The 19,192-nt window shown below is 39.0% G+C and carries 18 protein-coding genes; 15 read left to right on the plus strand and 3 right to left on the minus strand.

What is annotated here, in order from left to right; all coding sequences use genetic code 11:
- Window positions 1-173: 173 nt before the first annotated feature.
- The 15 genes from U2718_RS11685 to urtE all read left to right on the plus strand — a co-directional run bounded on the left by U2718_RS11685 (window position 174) and on the right by urtE (window position 14,469).
- Complete coding sequence (locus tag U2718_RS11685) at window positions 174-1,094, plus strand: SDR family oxidoreductase (RefSeq protein WP_342002998.1); 921 nt, start codon at window positions 174-176, stop codon at window positions 1,092-1,094.
- A gap of 212 nt (window positions 1,095-1,306) precedes the next feature.
- Window positions 1,307-1,573: an alpha/beta hydrolase gene (locus tag U2718_RS11690; protein WP_342002997.1), complete on the plus strand. Its 267-nt coding sequence runs from the start codon at window positions 1,307-1,309 to the stop codon at window positions 1,571-1,573.
- Window positions 1,574-1,582: 9 nt separating this feature from the next.
- The gene (locus tag U2718_RS11695; protein ID WP_342003234.1) at window positions 1,583-2,089 is read left to right on the plus strand and encodes an alpha/beta hydrolase; all 507 of its coding nucleotides are present in this window, start codon (window positions 1,583-1,585) and stop codon (window positions 2,087-2,089) included.
- Between the two features lie 39 nt (window positions 2,090-2,128).
- Window positions 2,129-2,869 (plus strand): Uma2 family endonuclease, encoded by a 741-nt coding sequence (locus U2718_RS11700; protein WP_342002996.1) that lies wholly within the window; start codon window positions 2,129-2,131, stop codon window positions 2,867-2,869.
- Between the two features lie 39 nt (window positions 2,870-2,908).
- The gene (locus tag U2718_RS11705) at window positions 2,909-5,401 is read left to right on the plus strand and encodes a type II CAAX prenyl endopeptidase Rce1 family protein (protein WP_342002995.1); all 2,493 of its coding nucleotides are present in this window, start codon (window positions 2,909-2,911) and stop codon (window positions 5,399-5,401) included.
- Between the two features lie 538 nt (window positions 5,402-5,939).
- Window positions 5,940-6,299, plus strand: a complete 360-nt coding sequence (locus tag U2718_RS11710) for a Mo-dependent nitrogenase C-terminal domain-containing protein (protein WP_342002994.1) — start codon at window positions 5,940-5,942, stop codon at window positions 6,297-6,299.
- A 20-nt stretch (window positions 6,300-6,319) separates the two neighbouring features.
- Window positions 6,320-6,592: a cupin domain-containing protein gene (locus U2718_RS11715; RefSeq protein WP_342002992.1), complete on the plus strand. Its 273-nt coding sequence runs from the start codon at window positions 6,320-6,322 to the stop codon at window positions 6,590-6,592.
- Window positions 6,593-6,741: 149 nt separating this feature from the next.
- Complete coding sequence (locus tag U2718_RS11720) at window positions 6,742-7,488, plus strand: creatininase family protein (protein ID WP_342002991.1); 747 nt, start codon at window positions 6,742-6,744, stop codon at window positions 7,486-7,488.
- A gap of 124 nt (window positions 7,489-7,612) precedes the next feature.
- Window positions 7,613-8,254 carry a ribonuclease H family protein gene (locus U2718_RS11725; RefSeq protein WP_342002990.1) on the plus strand — a complete coding sequence of 214 codons (642 nt, stop codon included), beginning with the start codon at window positions 7,613-7,615 and terminating at the stop codon, window positions 8,252-8,254.
- Between the two features lie 62 nt (window positions 8,255-8,316).
- A complete protein-coding gene (locus U2718_RS11730) occupies window positions 8,317-8,448 on the plus strand; it encodes a hypothetical protein (RefSeq protein WP_342002989.1) in 132 nt (43 codons plus the stop codon).
- Window positions 8,449-9,023: 575 nt separating this feature from the next.
- Window positions 9,024-10,346 (plus strand): urea ABC transporter substrate-binding protein, encoded by a 1,323-nt coding sequence (gene urtA, locus U2718_RS11735; RefSeq protein ID WP_342002988.1) that lies wholly within the window; start codon window positions 9,024-9,026, stop codon window positions 10,344-10,346.
- 250 nt (window positions 10,347-10,596) lie between these two features.
- Window positions 10,597-11,757 carry an urea ABC transporter permease subunit UrtB gene (gene urtB / locus U2718_RS11740; protein WP_342002987.1) on the plus strand — a complete coding sequence of 387 codons (1,161 nt, stop codon included), beginning with the start codon at window positions 10,597-10,599 and terminating at the stop codon, window positions 11,755-11,757.
- A gap of 27 nt (window positions 11,758-11,784) precedes the next feature.
- The gene (gene urtC / locus U2718_RS11745; protein WP_342002986.1) at window positions 11,785-12,906 is read left to right on the plus strand and encodes an urea ABC transporter permease subunit UrtC; all 1,122 of its coding nucleotides are present in this window, start codon (window positions 11,785-11,787) and stop codon (window positions 12,904-12,906) included.
- Entirely contained in the window at window positions 12,881-13,627 is a 747-nt protein-coding gene (gene urtD / locus U2718_RS11750) for an urea ABC transporter ATP-binding protein UrtD (RefSeq protein ID WP_342002985.1), read from the plus strand. The genes urtC and urtD overlap by 26 nt, the downstream gene beginning before the upstream one ends.
- 143 nt (window positions 13,628-13,770) lie before the next feature.
- Window positions 13,771-14,469, plus strand: coding sequence for an urea ABC transporter ATP-binding subunit UrtE (gene urtE / locus U2718_RS11755; RefSeq protein WP_342002984.1), 699 nt, complete (start codon window positions 13,771-13,773; stop codon window positions 14,467-14,469).
- A gap of 54 nt (window positions 14,470-14,523) precedes the next feature.
- Here urtE and U2718_RS11760 read toward each other — a convergent pair whose 3' ends face one another.
- The 3 genes from U2718_RS11760 to U2718_RS11770 all read right to left on the minus strand — a co-directional run bounded on the left by U2718_RS11760 (window position 14,524) and on the right by U2718_RS11770 (window position 19,142).
- The gene (locus U2718_RS11760) at window positions 14,524-15,813 is read right to left on the minus strand and encodes a response regulator (protein ID WP_342002983.1); all 1,290 of its coding nucleotides are present in this window, start codon (window positions 15,811-15,813) and stop codon (window positions 14,524-14,526) included.
- A 34-nt stretch (window positions 15,814-15,847) separates the two neighbouring features.
- Window positions 15,848-18,265 carry an MASE1 domain-containing protein gene (locus tag U2718_RS11765; protein WP_342002982.1) on the minus strand — a complete coding sequence of 806 codons (2,418 nt, stop codon included), beginning with the start codon at window positions 18,263-18,265 and terminating at the stop codon, window positions 15,848-15,850.
- A gap of 541 nt (window positions 18,266-18,806) precedes the next feature.
- Window positions 18,807-19,142 (minus strand): NIPSNAP family protein, encoded by a 336-nt coding sequence (locus U2718_RS11770; protein WP_342002981.1) that lies wholly within the window; start codon window positions 19,140-19,142, stop codon window positions 18,807-18,809.
- Window positions 19,143-19,192: the final 50 nt, after the last annotated feature.

Here is a 19,192-nt window from a genome sequence, read left to right on the forward strand (position 1 = left end):
ACTAATACAATTCATCCACATCTTTGTTCTTTAGGGAAGGGCAGCCCGATCCCTAGTTCCCAGATCACAGGTAGTAGAAGAACAATTGTATTGATTAACCCTGCGACTGATGAACCACCGTCTTTGCTCTGACTTATTGGATTGGTAGGAGTAATTTTGCAGGAGCAGGAGTAATGCAAATACAGCTTAAGCCAATCAATCAGCAAGTTGTCGCCGTAGTTGGGGCTTCTAGTGGTATTGGGCGAAATGCAGCTTTGCAGTTTGCCAATCGAGGCGCAAAAGTGGTAGTTGCCGCTCGCAGCCAGCCTGGATTAGAGTCTTTAGTGGAAGAAATCCAGAAAATGGGTGGTGAAGCCACTGCTGTAGTCGCTGATGTAACGGTATTCGAGCAAGTCAAAGCGATCGCAGATCGAGCTGTCGAGCAATACGGGCGTCTCGATACTTGGGTACACAATGCAGCTGTGGAACTATATGCTGCTTTTGAGGTGACAACACCAGAGGAATTTAAGCGCGTTATAGATGTTAATTTGATGGGGCAGGTATATGGTGCGATGGCAGCGTTACCCCATCTCAAGCGGGAAGGGCGTGGGGCGTTGATTCATGTGACGTCGGTGGAGGCAAGGCGCAGTCTACCATTGCAAAGTGCCTACGCTGCATCAAAACACGGTGTAGATGGCTTTTTAGAATCTCTGCGCGTTGAGTTGATGCATGAAAAGCTACCTATTAGCGTTACGAATATCATGCCAGCTTCTATCAATACACCCTTGTTTAATAAGGCGCGTACCAAATTGGGAGTCAAGCCGATGGGAGTACCGCCAGTTTACCAACCTAGCTTGGTTGCTAAAGCTATTGTTGAAGCTGCTGAACGTCCAAAACGCGATGTTGTTGTTGGTGATGCTGGCAAGGCAATTCTTGCAGCGCAACGAATTTCGCCAAGTGCGGTTGATGCTTATATGGTGCGTACTGCTTTTAGTGGGCAGCGCACAAATGAACCAAAATCAGAAACCGCGCCGGATAATCTTTATGAACCAATTCAAGGTTACGACAAGATAGAAGGTGATTTTAGCGAGCAGGCACGCTCTTGGAGTTTTTAGATTAGGAGTTGAGACGATCGCGCATCGAACTGTTACAGCAAGGTGCGCGTTTTTTAGTGTCACCAATTACTACTTTGGTAAGTGAATATATCCATCTGAGGGTTTTTGCGATAGTGACAACGCTAACATTACTCTAACTAAAGAAGGATAAAGGCATTAAGTCATATCTATTAACAATTACTAAAATCTTTAAGTTGCGACAGGGTAATTAAGTGAGTTATAAATTCACAGAAAAACAAGTTCAAGTTCAGGAGCAAAGTATCTTTTATTTAGAGGGAGGAATAGCTAATAATTCTACCCCAATACTTTTCATACATGGCTGGGCTGTCGGTGTAGATCCTTATCAAGAAGTTTTAAATAATTTATGCAATCGCTATCATTTAATAGCGCCTTATTTACCAGGATTTGGTAAGTCAAGTGGTTCTGTCGAAAATTGGAATTATCAAAATTATGCTCAAGTATTAATTGAATTTTTGTAAGAATTAAATATTAAAAAAGTTCATGTGATTGGACATTCTTTAGGAGGTGGCATAGCTGCAACATTAGCAGCCTTAAAGCCAAATCTAGTCAAAAGCCTAATATTAGTGGATAGTACAGGTATCCCTGTCGAGCCTGTACCTTTTGTACTAGCTCAAAGGGCTATAGAAATGACTGCCCAAACTCCGCAAATGAGATTTCCTCAAGTTCTGCAAATTTTTCAAGCTTTTTCCTACAATTTATTGTTTAGAAGTCAAAATACTATCAAAGCATTAATGCTCTCGTTAGAAAAAGATTTAAAAACACTTTTGCCGCAAATTCAATCCCCCTGTCTACTTTTATGGGGAGCAAATGACCTCACAACTCCATTAAAAGCTGCACAAGAATTTTCACAACTAATTAAAGGTTCTCAACTGATAATTGTGGAAGGAGTTTACCACGAGTGGAGCATCTTTTTTGTGGAAAGATTTACCAATTTAGTGTTTGATTTTATTAATGAAATTGAATCTCAAAATTAAAGAGGGGTAAGATATATCAGTAGTGCTGACTTTACAACTATGACAGCCACTTTACCGGTTGCTTCCCAAACAGAACCTTTTTACCCCAGTGCTGATGGTGAAACAGTGGCGGAAACTTACGATCACCTTTATGCTTTGCTGACTACTCTGGAAGTTTTGAAACAATATTTAGCAGGGCGTCAAGCAACTGTATTGGCAAACCAATTTCTCTATTATTCTCAAGGTTTTCCTAAGTTGCGAGTTGCCCCCGATGTTATGGTAATTTTTGATGTTTCCCCAGGCGGTCGGGATAATTATAAAATCTGGGAAGAAGGTCAAGTTCCTAGTGTCATTTTTGAAATGACTTCCCCAGGAACGAAAGAGCAAGATGAGGTATTTAAAAAAACGCTTTACGAACAATTAGGTGTAAAGGAATACTGGTTATTTGATCCCAAAGGCGATTGGTTGCAAGAGCAGTTACGCGGCTATCGTCTGCATCGGGAAACCTACGAACCCATCGAGGATAACCGCAGTGAACCGTTACAGTTGCGGTTACAAGTTGAAGGGCGATTGATTGGGTTTTATCGAGAGGATACAGGAGAAAAACTGCTGCTCCCAGAGGAACTCACACAGGCGTTGCAGCAAGAAGTTTTGGCAAGACAACAAGCAGAAGAACGTGCTGAACAAGAAAGACAACGTGCCGAGCAGGAAAGACAACGCGCTGAACAAGCACAAGCCCAGGTACAACAGTTAAAGGAAAGATTACGTTCTCTCGGTGTTGATCCTGATGCAATTGAGTGAGGCTAAAATTTAACTGCGGTACTGAGAGATAAATCATCAATGGCGTGGAGGGTGAGCAAAAACAGAAAATTCCGATATAGAGTTTTCCTGCTACTAGTGGTTGTCAGCGCGATCGCTATTTTTCTTCTTCACCCTCAAAAACAGCAGGCAATTTACACAAAAGAAAGCAATTACGCTATTCACGCCCGCCAAAGCTTTAATCAACCGCAATACTACCCCATAGAGCAAACACTTCCTTCGCACTATCAACCGATCACAAACTGGGTAGGAAGATTAATTTTGCCTAATATGGAACAGATGCGCTCAGGTGCAGACTGGGTATGGCTGGAAGTACAACACGCACCACCAGAAGCCAAAAATCTGATTGGCAAAGTCGTGCGTCTGGAATGGAAGCACACGCAACAGCTACAGTCTTACGTAAGAAGAGTAACGCGAGATGTTAATTTTACACCTGCTACCAGAGATAGCGCACGTGCCGGCAATATTCATCCTTCTCGTCTTGATGGACGTTTGAGGGTGGGGGCTTTACAATCTCTTGCGGGATTTCGACCTAATAATGATGTAATTGTTACGTTAGACAATGTTGAAATTATAGAGCAGGATGATAGTCAAATAACTCTGCAAATTGAGCAGGAACCTGTGCTAGCAACTGGGCGGTTTTATGGTTTGGTAAAAATCCTCAAAGCGGAAATCCCCACAAAAGCAAAAGTACCTAAAAGCAGCGAATTTTTTCGTGTGCGTCATTACAATCCTGCCTCTGGTGACTTTGATGGTGCAGAAGAAATTATTCGCATTCCCCAGCAGGCAATTGATACACGAAATATACCTCCATCTACGCCATATCAAATTGAAGACTCAACCGCAGGTAAGGCAGGCTGGTATATTTATGGTGCTAAAGATGCTAGTGATGTATTTGTGGTTCAGGCATTAGCACCGCGATCGCTTTTTCAACTGCAACCAGATAACATAATTTCGGGAACTAAAGCAGGAATAAATTACATTAAATACGAGAATTGGCAAAATACAGAAGCAAACAAAGGTAAAATCCGCAAAGCTTTAATTGTTCCACAAACCACACAACCATTATCAGAATGGCATGAAGGGGATAAAGCCATTGTTTTACATATCTTTGGTGGCATTGGTGGTAAAAAAGGTGAAGCGTTGAGTATACCCAGTACTATCACAGGGCATTTTGCCTTTGGATTGGCTGAAGTAGTTCGCGATCACTTCACCAACGAGTTACAGTTTGCGATCCAGTATCACCAAATTTACGCCCACAATCCCGATGGAATTATTTCCGGAACACACTCTTGGGCTAATTATATGGGTAACTTGCAGTGGGGATGGCTGGCAATACGTCCTGTTACGGATATCTTGATCAAATTTAATCCGGTTACGCAAGACTATAATTTTGACGGGATTAAACTTTCGCCTCTGCAAGAATTTATCCACCAATTGCAGATCATGATGGCTCGCTATCGAATCGGGGATGGTACAGGCAGCGCTCTGGTTACACCCGCTATTTCTTGCGTTCAAGACTCCAATCAAGCACTGTATGCTGCCATCAAAGCGATTAGACAGCAAGTTCATTCAACCCCAGCCATCCAACAGTGGCTAACAACTCATCCCGAAGATAGCCAAACTTTACGCTTTCAGCAATTAGTCTCTTTAGGATCATTCCTTGAAAAAGAACTGCTGCCTCTTGGTATAGTTCGTGCCGACTGGGAAAGCAATGCAACTGCTGTAGCAGGAATTGATGATGGCAAACAACCATTTAGAGATCCTAGTATTTGGGCAGGGCTGACAAGTTGGCGAAGCACTACGCCACGACAGGCACACGACGAACTTGCTGCTTTATTTCTAAAACATGGTGCGAAACTGTGGTTTTTGCAAAGCAATCAAGTCGGGGGATGGAACCCAGATATTATCCCTGTTGCACCTACAGCATTCTTCGGGCAGATTAAGATATTCTTTACCCAAGTATCACCTATGCCTATTATTCTCAATCGTGTATTAGCATCTTTGGCAATTCCCGAAGTTCGAGATTGGCTGGTTGTAGGCGCGACGCTGCTGGTGTATGGCGCGATCGCTCTACCCTTGGGTTTTTCCTCTGGATTTTTGCAGCTAAATTTCTGGTCTGAGAGCTGGATTAAACTATTCTCAGTGACATTAGGTGGTTTAATATTTCCAGCCTTAAGTGAGGAATTGGTATTCCGCGTTTTGCTACTACCCCACCCCACAGAAGTAGTAAACTGGGGCAATTGGACTTTATGGGCAGTGTTTAGTTTGCTGCTATTTATCCTTTACCATCCACTGAATGGCAAAATCTTTTCACGGTTTGGATTGCCAACCGCTTCTAACCAGCCTATTTTTCTGACTTTAGCAGGATTATTGGGCTTGGGCTGTACCGTAGCATATGCCCTGACAGGTTCTTTGTGGGCGATCACAACCATCCATTGGATTGTAGTAGTTGTGTGGCTGCTATTTCTAGGAGGAATGCACAGGTTGCATCTACATAAAGTAAATCATTAAAATTTTCCAGGCGGTTTTCTAGTATCTGCTACTAAATTTTCTGCCTATCTACTCAGTTTTTAAAACTGATTTAACTCCTGATTAATTCTCACTTCAACGACCAAAATGTCTATATTTTTTATTAGTTATTTTAAACTTCATAATTACTTGTATTTATGAAATTATGGTGATTTCTACTATTAGGTAAACTAAATTATAACTTTTTGTAACGCAGGTAACATTTTATCAGAGAGTGAATACCCTAAAATCAACATTCGTTACAGGCTCTTCCTAGTGAAATGTTGCCACAGATGGAGAAAAATCCTGCTTATACCTGCAAAAGTCCATCCTTGGGTACTGTTGAGTTTTAGGTAAACAATTTACATTCAAGATAGGTGATGGATATGCCAAATATTAGAAATCAATAATTGTAAAAGTGACAATTTAAGATTTTATTTGTTATTTTGTACTTAACTGAACAATTCTTCATGGTTCAGCAAGTTTTAATAGCGATAGAGCAGAAATGCCAATTATCCACTAATTGGAGGGGAGAATTATTATGCTTAAAGTTAACAATCAAAAGATTATTTTCTCAGCTTTTATCAATCCTGCTGTAGAAGGTCATAAATTAGTAAATAAAAAGCAATTGATTAAGCCTAAACATGACTTACTACAACCACTGCGCCAATGGCTAGACTCATTTGATATTGAAAATCCTCAATTGGCAAAATTTATCGCTCAACTGATTCCTGCTCAGTGTCCGTTCGAGCGGGATATTATTTTATTTGGTCGTAAAATTGCCCACATTCCCCCCTTATGCAAACTCAATCCGTTTTACGATCAATTTGTAGGCTTACGTTTTCGCGCTTTGTGTTATTTAGTGGATCAGTGTGGTGAAGATATTCAGTCCTACTGTTGAATACAATTGAGAACCCAGGTATGGAAATTAAAATTGAGCGTCAACCCAGTCAAGAACGTCTTCAAGAATTGGCTGTATCTAAATGGGGAATCTGGCAAAAAGAAGTCTCGAAATTTCCCTGGACTTATGACACTCAAGAAACTTGTTACTTTTTAGAGGGTGATGTCACCGTTACTCCTGATGGCGAACAACCGGTGCAGATGGGCAAAGGTGATTTGGTAACTTTTCCTGCTGGTATGTCCTGCACATGGGAAATTAGAAGTGATGTTAAAAAGCATTATTGTTTTGGTTAGTCATTATTAATAGGGAATAGGGTTGGGGAAAAAGTTTATAACTCTCCCTCTCTCCTTGTCTCCCCTTTCCCGTGTCCTCTTGCAACGAGTATCGTAGTAGGGTGATGGTGACTACAATATGAAAGCGTTTCATAAATAGGTCGGCATCAATGTTACTGCATTTGAGTACTTGGCAAGAAGTAGAAGCATATCTGCAACAATCTAGTGGTATGATTATTCCGATTGGTTCTACAGAGCAACACGGCCCAACAGGATTAATTGGTACTGATGCAATTTGTGCAGAGGCGATCGCTCGTGGTGTGGGTGAAACAACTCAGGCAATGGTTGCTCCCACAATTAATGTCGGTATGGCATTGCATCACACTGCTTTTCCTGGCACAATAAGTCTGCGTCCTAGCACAATGATTCAGGTAGTGCGAGATTACATCACCTGTTTAGCAAAAGCTGGCTTTTCCAAGTTCTACTTCATCAATGGACACGGTGGCAACATCGCCACGCTGAAAGCTGCCTTCTCTGAAACTTACGCACATTTAGATGATTTGCAGATTTCTAACGCCCACAAGGTGCAATGCCAAGTTGCTAACTGGTTTATGTGCGGTTCAGTATACAAGCTAGCAAAAGAATTATACGGGGATCAAGAAGGTTCCCATGCCACACCAAGTGAAGTAGCCCTCACTCAGTATATTTATCCAGAAGCGATTAAGCAGGCACCCCTTTCTTCTGAAGTTGGCAGTGGGCATAGAATTTATGGTGCCAAAGACTTTCGCCAGCATTACCCAGATGGCAGAATGGCTTCAAATCCTGCCTTGGCAACACCTGAACACGGCAAGCAGTTTTATGAGTTGGCAGTTAAAGAACTCAGTAATGGGTATTTGGAGTTTTTGAGTGCAGAATAATTGTTAGTGAGGGAATTGAGAGCGAGGCTCTCAAAAATTAATGGTGAAGCGATAATTTTAAGTTTTATCACCAAGCAGCTAAGAATTTTGGGAATCCTATTCTTAGAAGTGTGGGGTGAATAATATGGCATCTAAGAAGTACTATGCAGTCTTCAAAGGCAGAAAAACAGGTATATTTACAAGTTGGGCAGAATGTGAAGAACAAATCAAGGGTTTCAGTGGGGCATTGTATAAATCCTTTAGAACCAGAGGTGAAGCAGAAGCGGCGTTAGGGTTTGCCGATCAAACATTACTTTTCCCTGTTGAACAGAAGGAAGTGAAGTGGCAGCCAGCAAAAGAAAAAATAGTCCTTGCAAGTGAATTAATCATGGATAGTGTTTGCGTTGATGCCTCATGTATTGGTAATCCCGGTGATGTTGAATATAGAGGTATGTACACAGCGACACGCCAAGTAATTTTTCACAAACGTTCAATGCCAAATGGTACGAATAACCTTGGGGAGTTTTTAGCTATTGTTCATGCTCTTGCTCATCTTAAGAATAAAACAAGTAACATACCTATTTATTCCGATTCCGAGACAGCTATTATTTGGGTAAAGAATAAGAGAGTCCGAACGAAGTTGGAAAGAAATGACAATAACGAAGAGATATTTAACTTAGTGGCAAGAGGATTAAAGTGGTTAGAAAATAACGAGTATGCTAACCCTGTTTTAAAGTGGAATACGATGTGTTGGGGTCAAATTCCTGCTGATTTTGGTCGGAAGTAAGTTCTAGGATTCTATTTGTGGAAGCCAAAATATTGAAAAAGTAGCGACGGCGTAATATTTCCATGTTTGCTCTCGCCTCGCCTAAAAAAATCGAGTTATCTCTGGGAGCAGTAGTGCGATTACCTACAACCTGGCGGGAGTATCAAGTTTTGTATCAGCAATGTGGCGATCGCTTCTGTTCAAAATTGCTTTAAATTCGTGATCATACTCATACCGATATTATATACGACCTGTATGCCACTAAAGTCGGTACTCATCTTTTCAAAGTACATTCCTAGCTTTTTCGTAAAATGCTTTCTTTATAAAAAGAAGATCTGTGTCTATGAAAGTTTACAATTTTTGACTTAATTTTAGCGCTTTCTATCTATTAAAAAGCAGCTAGTAACTGGCTGAACTTTTGCCAACACAAATGCAGTATAAAGTGAAGTTTTATTTTGAAGGTAGTAATAAGTATACGCTTATTGACACTCCATAGTTACGACTTTTGCCATAACCTTAATTTCAAAAAAATAAACAAAATTAAACTATTTAAAATAGTATTTTTGAAAACATTTTTATACACAAATATGTGCATAATTTCAATTTATTTACAAATATTTATGAATAAAAACTTTACAGAAATTTGAAAAAAACGGTATATCTAGTTACTTTATGCTGAAAAAGTATCAAACTAATATCAAACGTACATAACATTTTTAGTAAAAGTTTACTCAATGAAGTAAGCTTAATAACTCTGGCTAAAATTACTTCATGAAAGCGACGCAATTGTATGACAAGAAGATTTAACAGACGGAAATTTTTGGTCTACGGTGGTGCTACTTTTGGTACTAGCTTGCTACTAAAAGCTTGTGCTAATAATTCCTCAACCACGTCAGAAAATCCTAACTCTGGAGAAGTTCCTACTGCTACACCAGCGGCTGCGACTGGTAGTGGTAACACTATCAAAGTGGGGATTTTGCATTCTCTGAGCGGCACAATGGCAATTAGTGAAAAAAGCGTTGTCGATGCGGAAAGATTAGCAATAAAAGAAATAAATGCTGCTGGTGGTGTTTTAGGTAAGCAGATAGAAGCAATTGTTGAAGATGGTGCTTCTAACTGGGATACTTTTAGAGAAAAAGCCACTAAGTTAATCGATCAAGATAAAGTTGCTGTGGTTTTTGGCTGTTGGACTTCTGCTAGTCGCAAGAATGTCAAGCCAGTATTTGAGAGCAAAGATCATATGCTCTGGTATCCTGTACAGTATGAAGGCCAAGAGTGTTCCAACAATATTTTCTACACAGGTGCTGCCCCCAACCAACAAATTGAACCTGCTGTAGATTGGTTGCTGAAAAATAAAGGCAAAGAATTTTTCTTAATTGGTTCTGACTACGTTTTTCCAAGAACAGCTAACGAAATTATTAAAGCTCAGTTGGAAGCGGTAGGTGGTAAAACAGTTGGAGAAGATTATCTACCTTTAGGTAATACAGAAGTTACGCCAATTATCACCAAAATTAAGCAAAGATTACCCAATGGTGGCGTAATTTTCAATACTTTAAACGGCGATAGCAACGTTGCTTTCTTCAAGCAGTTAAAAGGGGCAGGATTGACACCAGATAAATACCCCACCATGTCTGTAAGTATTGCTGAAGAAGAAGTAAAAGCAATTGGTGTACAGTATTTAAAAGGTCAATATGCAGCGTGGAACTACTTCCAAACTGTAGATACTCCTGCTAATAAGAAGTTTGTTGAAGCTTTCAAGAAAGAATACGGTGGGAACCGAGTAACAAACGATCCGATGGAAGCTGCATATGTAGGAGTGTATCTATGGAAGCAAGCAGTAGAAAAAGCTGGTACTACTGACTTGGCGAAAGTGCGTAACGCGGCTTACGGTCAAAGTTTTGATGCACCTGAAGGTAAAGTAACAATGAATTCTAACCATCATCTATCTAAAATTGTCCGGATTGGTGAAGTTAGAGATGATGGTTTGTTCAATATTGTTTATGCAACTCCTACACCTGTTGAACCTGTACCTTGGAACCAATTTGTAAAATCAACAAAGGGTTATGCTTGTGATTGGTCAGATCCTAGAAAGGGTGAAAAGTACAAAGTTTAAGTAGTTGAAATAAGTTTCAATTTTAGCTTGTGATTTTGAAGTCAGTTACGTGCAGTTGAGGCAGAAGCAACTTAAGACACCCCATGGGTGCAAACTACCATCTTGTTTTGAAAATAGGGGACAGGGGACAGGTGACAGGGTACAGGGAAAGAGATTTTCTCGTGAAAAGTTAGCCAGTGCCCACCCTACAAACATTGCTACCTTCTACTTAAAATCTCAAGCTTAAAATGCAAAATGGGGGAATAAACAAGTGTTTGCAGGATTTTTAGATGCTTTGTTTAATGGCATTAGTATTGGTGCTGTTTTATTAATTGCTGCTTTAGGGCTTGCAATTGTATTTGGACTAATGGGCGTCATTAATATGGCTCATGGCGAGTTAATGATGTTGGGAGCCTACACAACATTTGTTGTACAAAATTTCTGCAAACAACTGGGTGGATTTTGGTTTGAAATTTATATATTTTTAGCTTTGATTCTAGCTTTTTTAATCACAGCAATTACTGGCTTAATTCTAGAAAAAGGTGTGATTCGCTATCTCTACGGACGTCCTCTAGAAACTTTGCTGGCAACTTGGGGAGTAAGTTTAATATTGCAGCAATTTGTTCGCAGTGTAAATTGGGTAATTGTGATTGGAATTGCCTTATTTTGTTTATTATTTTTTGGTGGATTGGGAATATTAAAGTCCCGTGCCAATATAGGAAGAGTTCAAAATTGGATTGTCGCAGTGCTTTTGATACTATCGCTTGGTGTAGCAATAGCAACGGGTAATTTCTTGAGTCAAACTTATCAGCTTGCGGTTACTCAACCTTGGTTTGGTGCTCAAAATCTTGATGTTACTGCTCCAACTTGGTTACAAGACGGTTTAAGTTTGGGAAGTTTACAGTTACCTTATGCACGGTTATTTATCATTGCTTTAACCATTGTTTGTGTGGCAGGTATTTATGTATTTTTACAGCGTTCTAACTGGGGATTAAGAATTCGCGCTGTTACACAAAATCGAAGTATGAGTGCTTGTTTGGGTATCCCAACTGCAAAAGTTGATGCAATTACTTTTGCACTGGGTTCAGGATTAGCTGGTGTAGCTGGATGTGCAATTAGTTTACTTGGTTCTGTGGGGCCTAACACCGGACAAAACTATATTATCGATACTTTCATGGTTGTGGTTGTGGGTGGCGTAGGCAATTTAGTAGGTACTATTGTCGCAGCATTGGGAATTGGTACAGTGAACTATTTAATTGGTTCTGGTACTCTAGCTTTGTTACTAACTCCCATTCCACCTTTAGTAGATTTCTTTAATTTCTTTGCCACAACAAGTATGGCAAAGGTGATGGTATTTGCTTTGATTATTGCATTTTTACAGTGGAAGCCAGGCGGTATTTTCCCGCAAAAAGGTCGTACTGTTGATGCTTAGAATGAACCGCCAATAAAGGACGCCAAGATGAAAAAGAAGGGAAGAAAGTTACTTTTAATCGAGGTGGGGGTGGTAGTAGCGATCGCGCTCATTCTCATTTTAGTAATGCCAGTTGTACTTTCAGAATTTCGGCTCAATTTGCTGGGGAGATTTTTGTCACTGGCAATTGTGGCTTTAGGTATCGATTTAATTTGGGGTTTTACTGGTTTATTAAGTTTAGGACACGGAATTTTTTTTGGTTTGGGTGGATATGCGATCGCTATGTACCTGAAACTGCAAGTTCCCCCAGGTGAGTTACCTGATTTTATGCAGCTTTACGGTGTAAATGAACTGCCTTGGTTTTGGCAACCTTTTTATTCGTTTCCCTTTGCAGTAGTTGCTGTTGTATTAATTCCAGGGATATTAGCAGGATTGTTAGGATATTTGGTATTTCGCAATCGCATCCGGGGTGTGTATTTCTCGATTTTGACTCAAGCGGCAGTGATTGTATTCTTTAATTTCTTTAACGGGCAGCAAAAACTTTTTAATGGTACTAATGGGCTGATAGATTTTACTACTTTATTTGGTGCAAAAGTCAGTAGTGCTAGTACTCAATTTATCTTTTATTGCCTGACAGTAGTATTTCTAATCGCTACCTATGCCCTTTGCCGTTGGTTGACAAGTGGAAGATTTGGCAGATTACTAATTGCGATTCGGGATGATGAAAGCCGGGTGAGATTTACAGGCTACAATCCCACAGAATTCAAAGTTTTAGTGTTTGCTGTTTCTGGTGCGATCGCTGGAATTTCTGGTGCATTTTACACTCTCCAAAGTGGCTCTGTCTCACCTAGAGCAATGGATATAGCCTTTTCGATTGAAATGGTAATTTGGGTGGCTGTAGGAGGGCGTGCTACTTTAGTAGGAGCAATTTTAGGAACTTTGCTAGTAAATTATGCCCGTACCTTTTTCAGCGAGCAATTTGCAGAAGTTTGGTTATTTTTCCAAGGTGCGCTGTTTTTATTAGTAGTGACAGTACTTCCTGATGGCTTAGTGGGATGGTTGCGCAATCAAAAAATCCCTCTTTTTAAAGAATCAAACCAAGTTGTCACCTATCCAAGCTTAGAAATAGATCCAGAAGTGCAGCATGAACGCCAAAATATTGGAAACTGAAAACTTAACTGTAAACTTTGACGGTTTTACAGCATTAAAACAGCTAAACTTTAGTATGGATGCAGGAGAATTACGAGTAGTAATTGGCCCAAATGGAGCTGGTAAAACAACATTTCTTGATGTCATTACAGGTAAAGTACAGCCAACAACAGGACGAGTTACTTTTAAAGGTAAAAATTTGCGTTCATTGAAAGAACATCAAATAGCGCGTTTGGGAATTGGTCGTAAGTTTCAAACACCGCGAATTTATCTAAATTTAACTCCTTTAGAAAATTTAGAAATTGCTAGCAATCGTAATAAAAATTCCCTTTCTACCTTGTTTAAATCTCCTAGCACAGCAGAAAAAAATAGCATTAAAGGATTGCTAGAAACAATTGGTTTAATTGCAAAAGCACGTGTTAAATCTGCTTTTCTTTCTCATGGCGAAAAGCAACGTTTAGAAATTGGGATGCTACTAGCGCAATCTCCTGATTTATTACTAGTTGATGAACCTGTCGCCGGATTAACAGATGAAGAAACCTATAATATTGGTGAATTATTGTTAGCACTATCTCAGAGTCATTCAATTTTAGTGATTGAACATGACATGGAATTTGTGCGTCAAATTGCCCGTAAAGTCACAGTTCTCCATGAAGGTTCTGTCTTGTGTGAAGGCAATATCGAAGAAGTTCAAAGCGATCCTCGTGTCATTGAAGTATATCTTGGGCAACAAAAAGAGTAATAGAAGAAGGCAGGAGGTAGAAGGTAGACATTTAGACTCACGCACTATATACCGATACAGTGACTCCTCTGGCTTGCTCTAAGTGTTGATTAAAATTACATTGTTTTTTGTGTTTATGTCTGTTTAATATCTTTTGATAATCAATGCTGCAAATTTCTAACCTCGATGTTTACTACGGTGAAAGCCACATTCTCCGTAATGTAGATTTAAGCGTTCCTAAAGGACAAATGATATGCTTAATTGGACGTAATGGCGTAGGCAAAACTACCCTTTTAAAAACAATTATGGGGTTACTTAAACCTCGTAGTGGCATAATTACTTTAGATGGACAAACAATTAATTCTAACTCACCAGATCAAAGGGCAAAAATGGGAATTGGATATGTCCCCCAAGGTAGAGAGATTATTCCTCGGTTGACAGTCAAAGAGAATTTGTTGCTGGGCTTAGAAGCAAGAAAAAAACGAGTTAAAAAATCCGAAATTCCAGAAGAAATTTTTTCTCTATTTCCGGTATTGAAAAAAATGCTTTTTCGTATGGGAGGGGATTTAAGTGGAGGGCAACAACAGCAATTAGCAATTGCTCGTGCTTTAATGGGAAATCCTCAATTACTCATACTAGATGAACCAACTGAAGGTATTCAACCATCAATTATTTTAGAAATTGAAGCCGCTATTCGTAATATTGTAGAAACTACGGGCATTTCTGTTTTACTAGTAGAACAACATTTACATTTTGTCCGTCAAGCTAATTATTATTACGCTATGCAAAAAGGTGGTATTGTTGCCTCTGGCTCAACTAACGAACTTAGTCAAGATGTGATTCAAAGGTTTTTAGCAGTTTAAATGTGTAACCTACAAGCTTTATCTGTGATTTAGTGACTTTTAGTCTTAGGGCTTCTATGAACCCTGTTTAACAGGAATCACGATCGCAAATTCAGTTCCTTGCCCTGGTTGGGAAACACAATACAATGAACCGCGATGCCTTTCTGTCACAATTTGATAACTAATTGCTAGCCCCATGCCAGTACCTATACCAACAGGCTTAGTCGTAAAAAATGGATCAAATATTCTTTGTTTAATTTCTTTTGTCATGCCTGGCCCATTGTCGGCAATACAGATGATAACGCGATCGCCTTCTGTTTGTGTACGAAGATGAATTGTGGGAGAACTCTGAGTATTGTCTTTAATTATTTCCAATGCATCGATAGCATTGCTAATAATATTCATAAACACCTGATTGAGCTGCCCAGGGTAGCACTCTACTAAAGGCAGGTTGCCATATTCTCTAATAACTTGAATTGCCAAGCGGTTTGATTGAGCCTTAAGCCGATGTCCCAAAATCATCACAGTACTATCAATACATTCGTGGATATCAACAGCCTTCATTTCGGCTTCATCTAGGCGAGAGAAAACCCGTAAAGAAAGTACAATCTCCCGAATACGTTCTGCTCCAACTTTCATGGAGTCTATTAGTTTTGGCAAGTCTGCTGTCAGGAAATCCAGCTCAATAGCTGAGACAACAGTTTGAACTTCGGTAACAGGATCAGAGTAGTATTTTTGATAAGCTTGTATAAGTTTTAACAAATCATGAATATATTGATCAGCATAAGTGAGGTTACCGTAGATAAAATTGACTGGGTTATTGATTTCGTGTGCCACACCAGCCACTAATTGTCCCAAACTAGACATTTTTTCGCTCTGTACAAGTTGGGTTTGAGTTTGTTGTAATTCTTGTAATGTTTGCTGAAGTTCTATTTCTGCTTGTCGGCGCTCATTGATTTCATTGATTAATTGAACTTGCGTGTTTCTCAATGCCAAATGAACATTAACACGCGCTAGAACTTCTTCAACTTGAATAGGTTTAGTAATATAGTCTACTGCTCCTAATTGTAATCCTTTCACCTTATTTTCTACTTCAGCAAGGGCAGTCATAAAAATGACGGGAATATCTTTGGTGCTTTCTTCAGTTTTAAGATGATGACAAGTTTCAAATCCGTCAATTCCTGGCATCATCACATCTAACAAAATTAAATCTGGTTTAATAAATGGCACCTTTTCTAGCGCTAGTTCGCCACTTTTAACTACAGAAACTTGAAAACCAACTTCATGTAAAATATTAAACAAAATTCTGATATTATTAGGGGTGTCATCGACAATTAAAATTGAGTTTTGTTGAACAGTATTCATAAGTTAAATAAATTGGATTAAAGAAAAATTGTAATTAATTCAAATCCTGTGCTTCTATTAAAGAAGCAATTGCTTCAATTTCAAAGTCATCAGCCAGTGTCAATATCTTATTGGCAAAAGCTGTGTACTTTGTATTTAATTGCTTAATACGATTTGCTTCTGCTTGAATATCTGCAACTGCACAGCGTTGAACAGCTTCATGTAAGGCAAAAAGTTCAGATCTAGGTGGTAGAATTATTTCTATTACTTCAGGTGAGATATCTTGATTTTTGGTATTTAATCCATCGCTTTTTTGATAAATCCATGTTAATTGCAAGTGATTTTGTAGTTGCAAAAATAATTCTTCTACTTGTACTGGTTTGGGGAGAAAATCATTACAACCAGCATTCATGGCTTCTTGACGATGAAAGTCAAACACACTTGCAGAGGAAACTATAATAATTACGTTTTGGATATCAGGTATTTTGCGTAGCTGTTTACTCATTGCCAAACCATCCATCACAGGCATTGCTAAGTCAGTAATAATCAAGTCTGGTTGAGATTCAACAGCTTTATCTAATCCTTCCTTGCCGTTAGGTGCTTGGATAACCTCAAAACCAATAGGCTCCAATAGATTCGCTACCAAAGATCTATTCTCCCAGCGATCGTCAACTATCAAAATTTTTCGTTTCTTACCTTGAAAGCCTATAATCTGGTTTTGTTGAGATACAGCTAAACTTTGTGTCCATTCTCTCGCTACTGGCAGCTCTACCTCAAACCAAAAGATACTACCTAGCCCTAGCTGACTTTGCACTTGTATTGTGCTACCCATCAAAGTAACAATCTTTTGGCTAATGGCTAACCCTAAACCCGTGCCTTCCGTTCGCTTTTCGGCATCACCAACTTGTTCAAAGGGTAAGAAGATTTTCTCTATTTGTTCTTGAGTCATCCCTACGCCTGTGTCTTCAATTTGGAAGCGTAGTTTGACAACAGATTGAGTAACATCAGATAAATCATCTGTGGCATCAGTGAGAAAATCTGCTCTCTCAACTTTAAAAGTCACTTTACCTTTATCAGTAAACTTGATAGCGTTACCTAACAGATTAATCAAGACTTGTCGCAGACGTTTTTCATCGGTATGAATGCCAATGGGAAGTTGTTGACTTGGTTGATAGGTAAAGGCAATTCGCTTTTGCTTTGCTCGAATCTGACAGATTTCCACTACATCTTGCAGAAAATTGGCAAAATAAAAATCTTCAGGATAAAGCTCCATTTTCCTGGCTTCGATTTTGGAGAGATCGAGGATGTCATTAATTAAAGTAAGTAGATGAGAACCACATTGATAAATAATGTCGATACCTTTACGCTCATTATCTACTAGTGTTTGTGAGCGTTGTAGAATTTGGGCGTAACCCAAAATACCGTTAAGAGGGGTACGCAGTTCATGGCTCATATTTGCTAGGAATTCACTTTTGGCTTGGTTAGCGCTGTCAGCTGCTTGTTTAGCTTCTTTCAGCTCGCAGGTACGTTCCTCTACTCGTTCTTCTAATTCTTCGTTGACTTGTCTAAGTTTTGCCGCTGCTTTTTTATTTTCGTTAATGACAGCAGATAGAACAAAGGTAGTAACAGCAACGACACAAATGAAAGATTGTAGTAGTAATAAAGACTGAGTAACAGACTCTTTAGAAAATGAACCAAAACCACGAGCAGTTCCGAAAACTGCAATTACTGTTACAACCATCACAAGCAGAGTTGATTCCTGCTGTCTAAAGCGAAACGCTGACCAAATCAACAAGGGAATTGTCATATACTCGACAGGATACCCTCCCCAAAAGGCTATTCGACTAATGGTAATTAACAGCAAAAGCAGTAGTGCAAGCTCTAAAACTTGTTGCCAGTGGAGTTTTAGTTGTTGTCTAGATTGCAGACTTAACGATAGTAATGCAGGTGTGACGATTAGCATACCAGCAACCATTGCTGTATACCAAGTTCGCCAAACTTCCCCGTAATCACCCCAAGATGCATTGTTGCTTAGACACAAGGTAGTAGTTGCAAGAGTGGTACTAACCACAGGAGCCGGCGTCAATAGCACCAGAAATTTAAAAACATCCGCAGAACGCTCTAGTATATTACGATGCCGAATCAGCTGATTTATGAGTAGGGCTGTCACTAAAGGTTCGATCAGATCAATAGCCGAAATGCTAAAGCTTGTAAAAATATTTTGATAGTACAAAAAGTAATTAACAATAAATTCGCTTAGTAGAATAGCTGGCCAAATGCGATACCCTAATACAAGAACTGCAGCCAAATAAAAACCAACTGAAGGCCAAAAGACTGATGTTCCATTTTCTAAAGATAGTGTTCGCGATACATTAGCTAAACCGAAGTGAATAGCAGGTATTACTACTGTTGCTAGTAGAATCTTTCTATCTGATAAAAAAGGAAATTTAATTTTAGTTATTCTGCTTTGCATGGTTTTTGTATGGGCATAGATCCCAGTATCCTCTAATCAAAATTTGAATTTGTACGATATTAAATAAGTAATTACTCTAAGTTCTCATTGTTACATATCCATTATGACCGTCTATTTACTTAGGTTTATAAAAAACTTACTAGAAAAGTCCTTACAATCATTAATGGCTCTCTCATTTAAAGTATTCCCAAAACTCTGACTGCAATAACAATTAATTAAATAAAATAGTTTTTGTTATTTTTTTATCGCCTAAAATCCAGAACTGGAAGAACTTTCACATTTAGCAACCGTCATTAATACATATAAATAAATGAGAATTTTTCTCATTTCAATAAATATCCCCAGCTTCTTCGAGAAGTCAGGGATCTTATGTTTTACCTTATGATTTGGAATTTTGTAAGACAAGCTAATTAAGTGGTTAGGCAAAATTAAAGTTATGGGCAGAGGCAAGGGAACAGGAAACTCTTAACAGGGAACAGCAAAAAAAAATGTGTAATTAATTTTGTTTAGGTACTTATCTGTTTACTCAGTTAGATTTCACTCAAGATAGGGCAAATGGTAACAAATCTACAGCTAATTCGACTTTGAGCGCACCGTCTACACATTGAATCATATATGTAAAGAAATCTGAAACTCGCTTATTTTTCATAAAATCATCACTACGCTTTCCGTATTCTTCCAGTGAGGTATAGCGATAGATATTCATAAATTGTGCATATTGTCCAACCTCAGTTACTAGCATCAAAACAGGTTCAATTCCTGCTTCATGAACCATAGGGAGAAGTATATTTTGGTGTAAGTTTGTAAATTCTTCTCGCTTACCGAGAAGGATTTGACCACTAACAACTTCATAAATTGGTGAAGCTGAACCCAGCATAAGATATTCCTCTAATTTGATGATTTTTTTAAAGACGACTGTAAACTTGT

The sequence above is a fragment of the Chlorogloeopsis sp. ULAP02 genome (assembly GCF_038404745.2).
Taxonomy (GTDB): Bacteria; Cyanobacteriota; Cyanobacteriia; order Cyanobacteriales; family Nostocaceae; genus Chlorogloeopsis.

Bases quoted from the DNA above. Each gene is read 5' to 3' on its own strand.
- U2718_RS11685 (WP_342002998.1), top strand. From the start codon at position 174: ATGCAAATACAGCTTAAGCCAATCAATCAGCAAGTTGTCGCCGTAGTT.
- U2718_RS11700 (WP_342002996.1), top strand. From the start codon at position 2,129: ATGACAGCCACTTTACCGGTTGCTTCCCAAACAGAACCTTTTTACCCC.
- U2718_RS11705 (WP_342002995.1), top strand. From the start codon at position 2,909: ATGGCGTGGAGGGTGAGCAAAAACAGAAAATTCCGATATAGAGTTTTC.
- U2718_RS11710 (WP_342002994.1), top strand. From the start codon at position 5,940: ATGCTTAAAGTTAACAATCAAAAGATTATTTTCTCAGCTTTTATCAAT.
- U2718_RS11715 (WP_342002992.1), top strand. From the start codon at position 6,320: ATGGAAATTAAAATTGAGCGTCAACCCAGTCAAGAACGTCTTCAAGAA.
- U2718_RS11720 (WP_342002991.1), top strand. From the start codon at position 6,742: ATGTTACTGCATTTGAGTACTTGGCAAGAAGTAGAAGCATATCTGCAA.
- U2718_RS11725 (WP_342002990.1), top strand. From the start codon at position 7,613: ATGGCATCTAAGAAGTACTATGCAGTCTTCAAAGGCAGAAAAACAGGT.
- U2718_RS11730 (WP_342002989.1), top strand. From the start codon at position 8,317: ATGTTTGCTCTCGCCTCGCCTAAAAAAATCGAGTTATCTCTGGGAGCA.
- urtA (WP_342002988.1), top strand. From the start codon at position 9,024: ATGACAAGAAGATTTAACAGACGGAAATTTTTGGTCTACGGTGGTGCT.
- urtC (WP_342002986.1), top strand. From the start codon at position 11,785: ATGAAAAAGAAGGGAAGAAAGTTACTTTTAATCGAGGTGGGGGTGGTA.
- urtD (WP_342002985.1), top strand. From the start codon at position 12,881: ATGAACGCCAAAATATTGGAAACTGAAAACTTAACTGTAAACTTTGAC.
- urtE (WP_342002984.1), top strand. From the start codon at position 13,771: ATGCTGCAAATTTCTAACCTCGATGTTTACTACGGTGAAAGCCACATT.
- U2718_RS11760 (WP_342002983.1), bottom strand. From the start codon at position 15,813: ATGAATACTGTTCAACAAAACTCAATTTTAATTGTCGATGACACCCCT.
- U2718_RS11765 (WP_342002982.1), bottom strand. From the start codon at position 18,265: ATGCAAAGCAGAATAACTAAAATTAAATTTCCTTTTTTATCAGATAGA.
- U2718_RS11770 (WP_342002981.1), bottom strand. From the start codon at position 19,142: ATGCTGGGTTCAGCTTCACCAATTTATGAAGTTGTTAGTGGTCAAATC.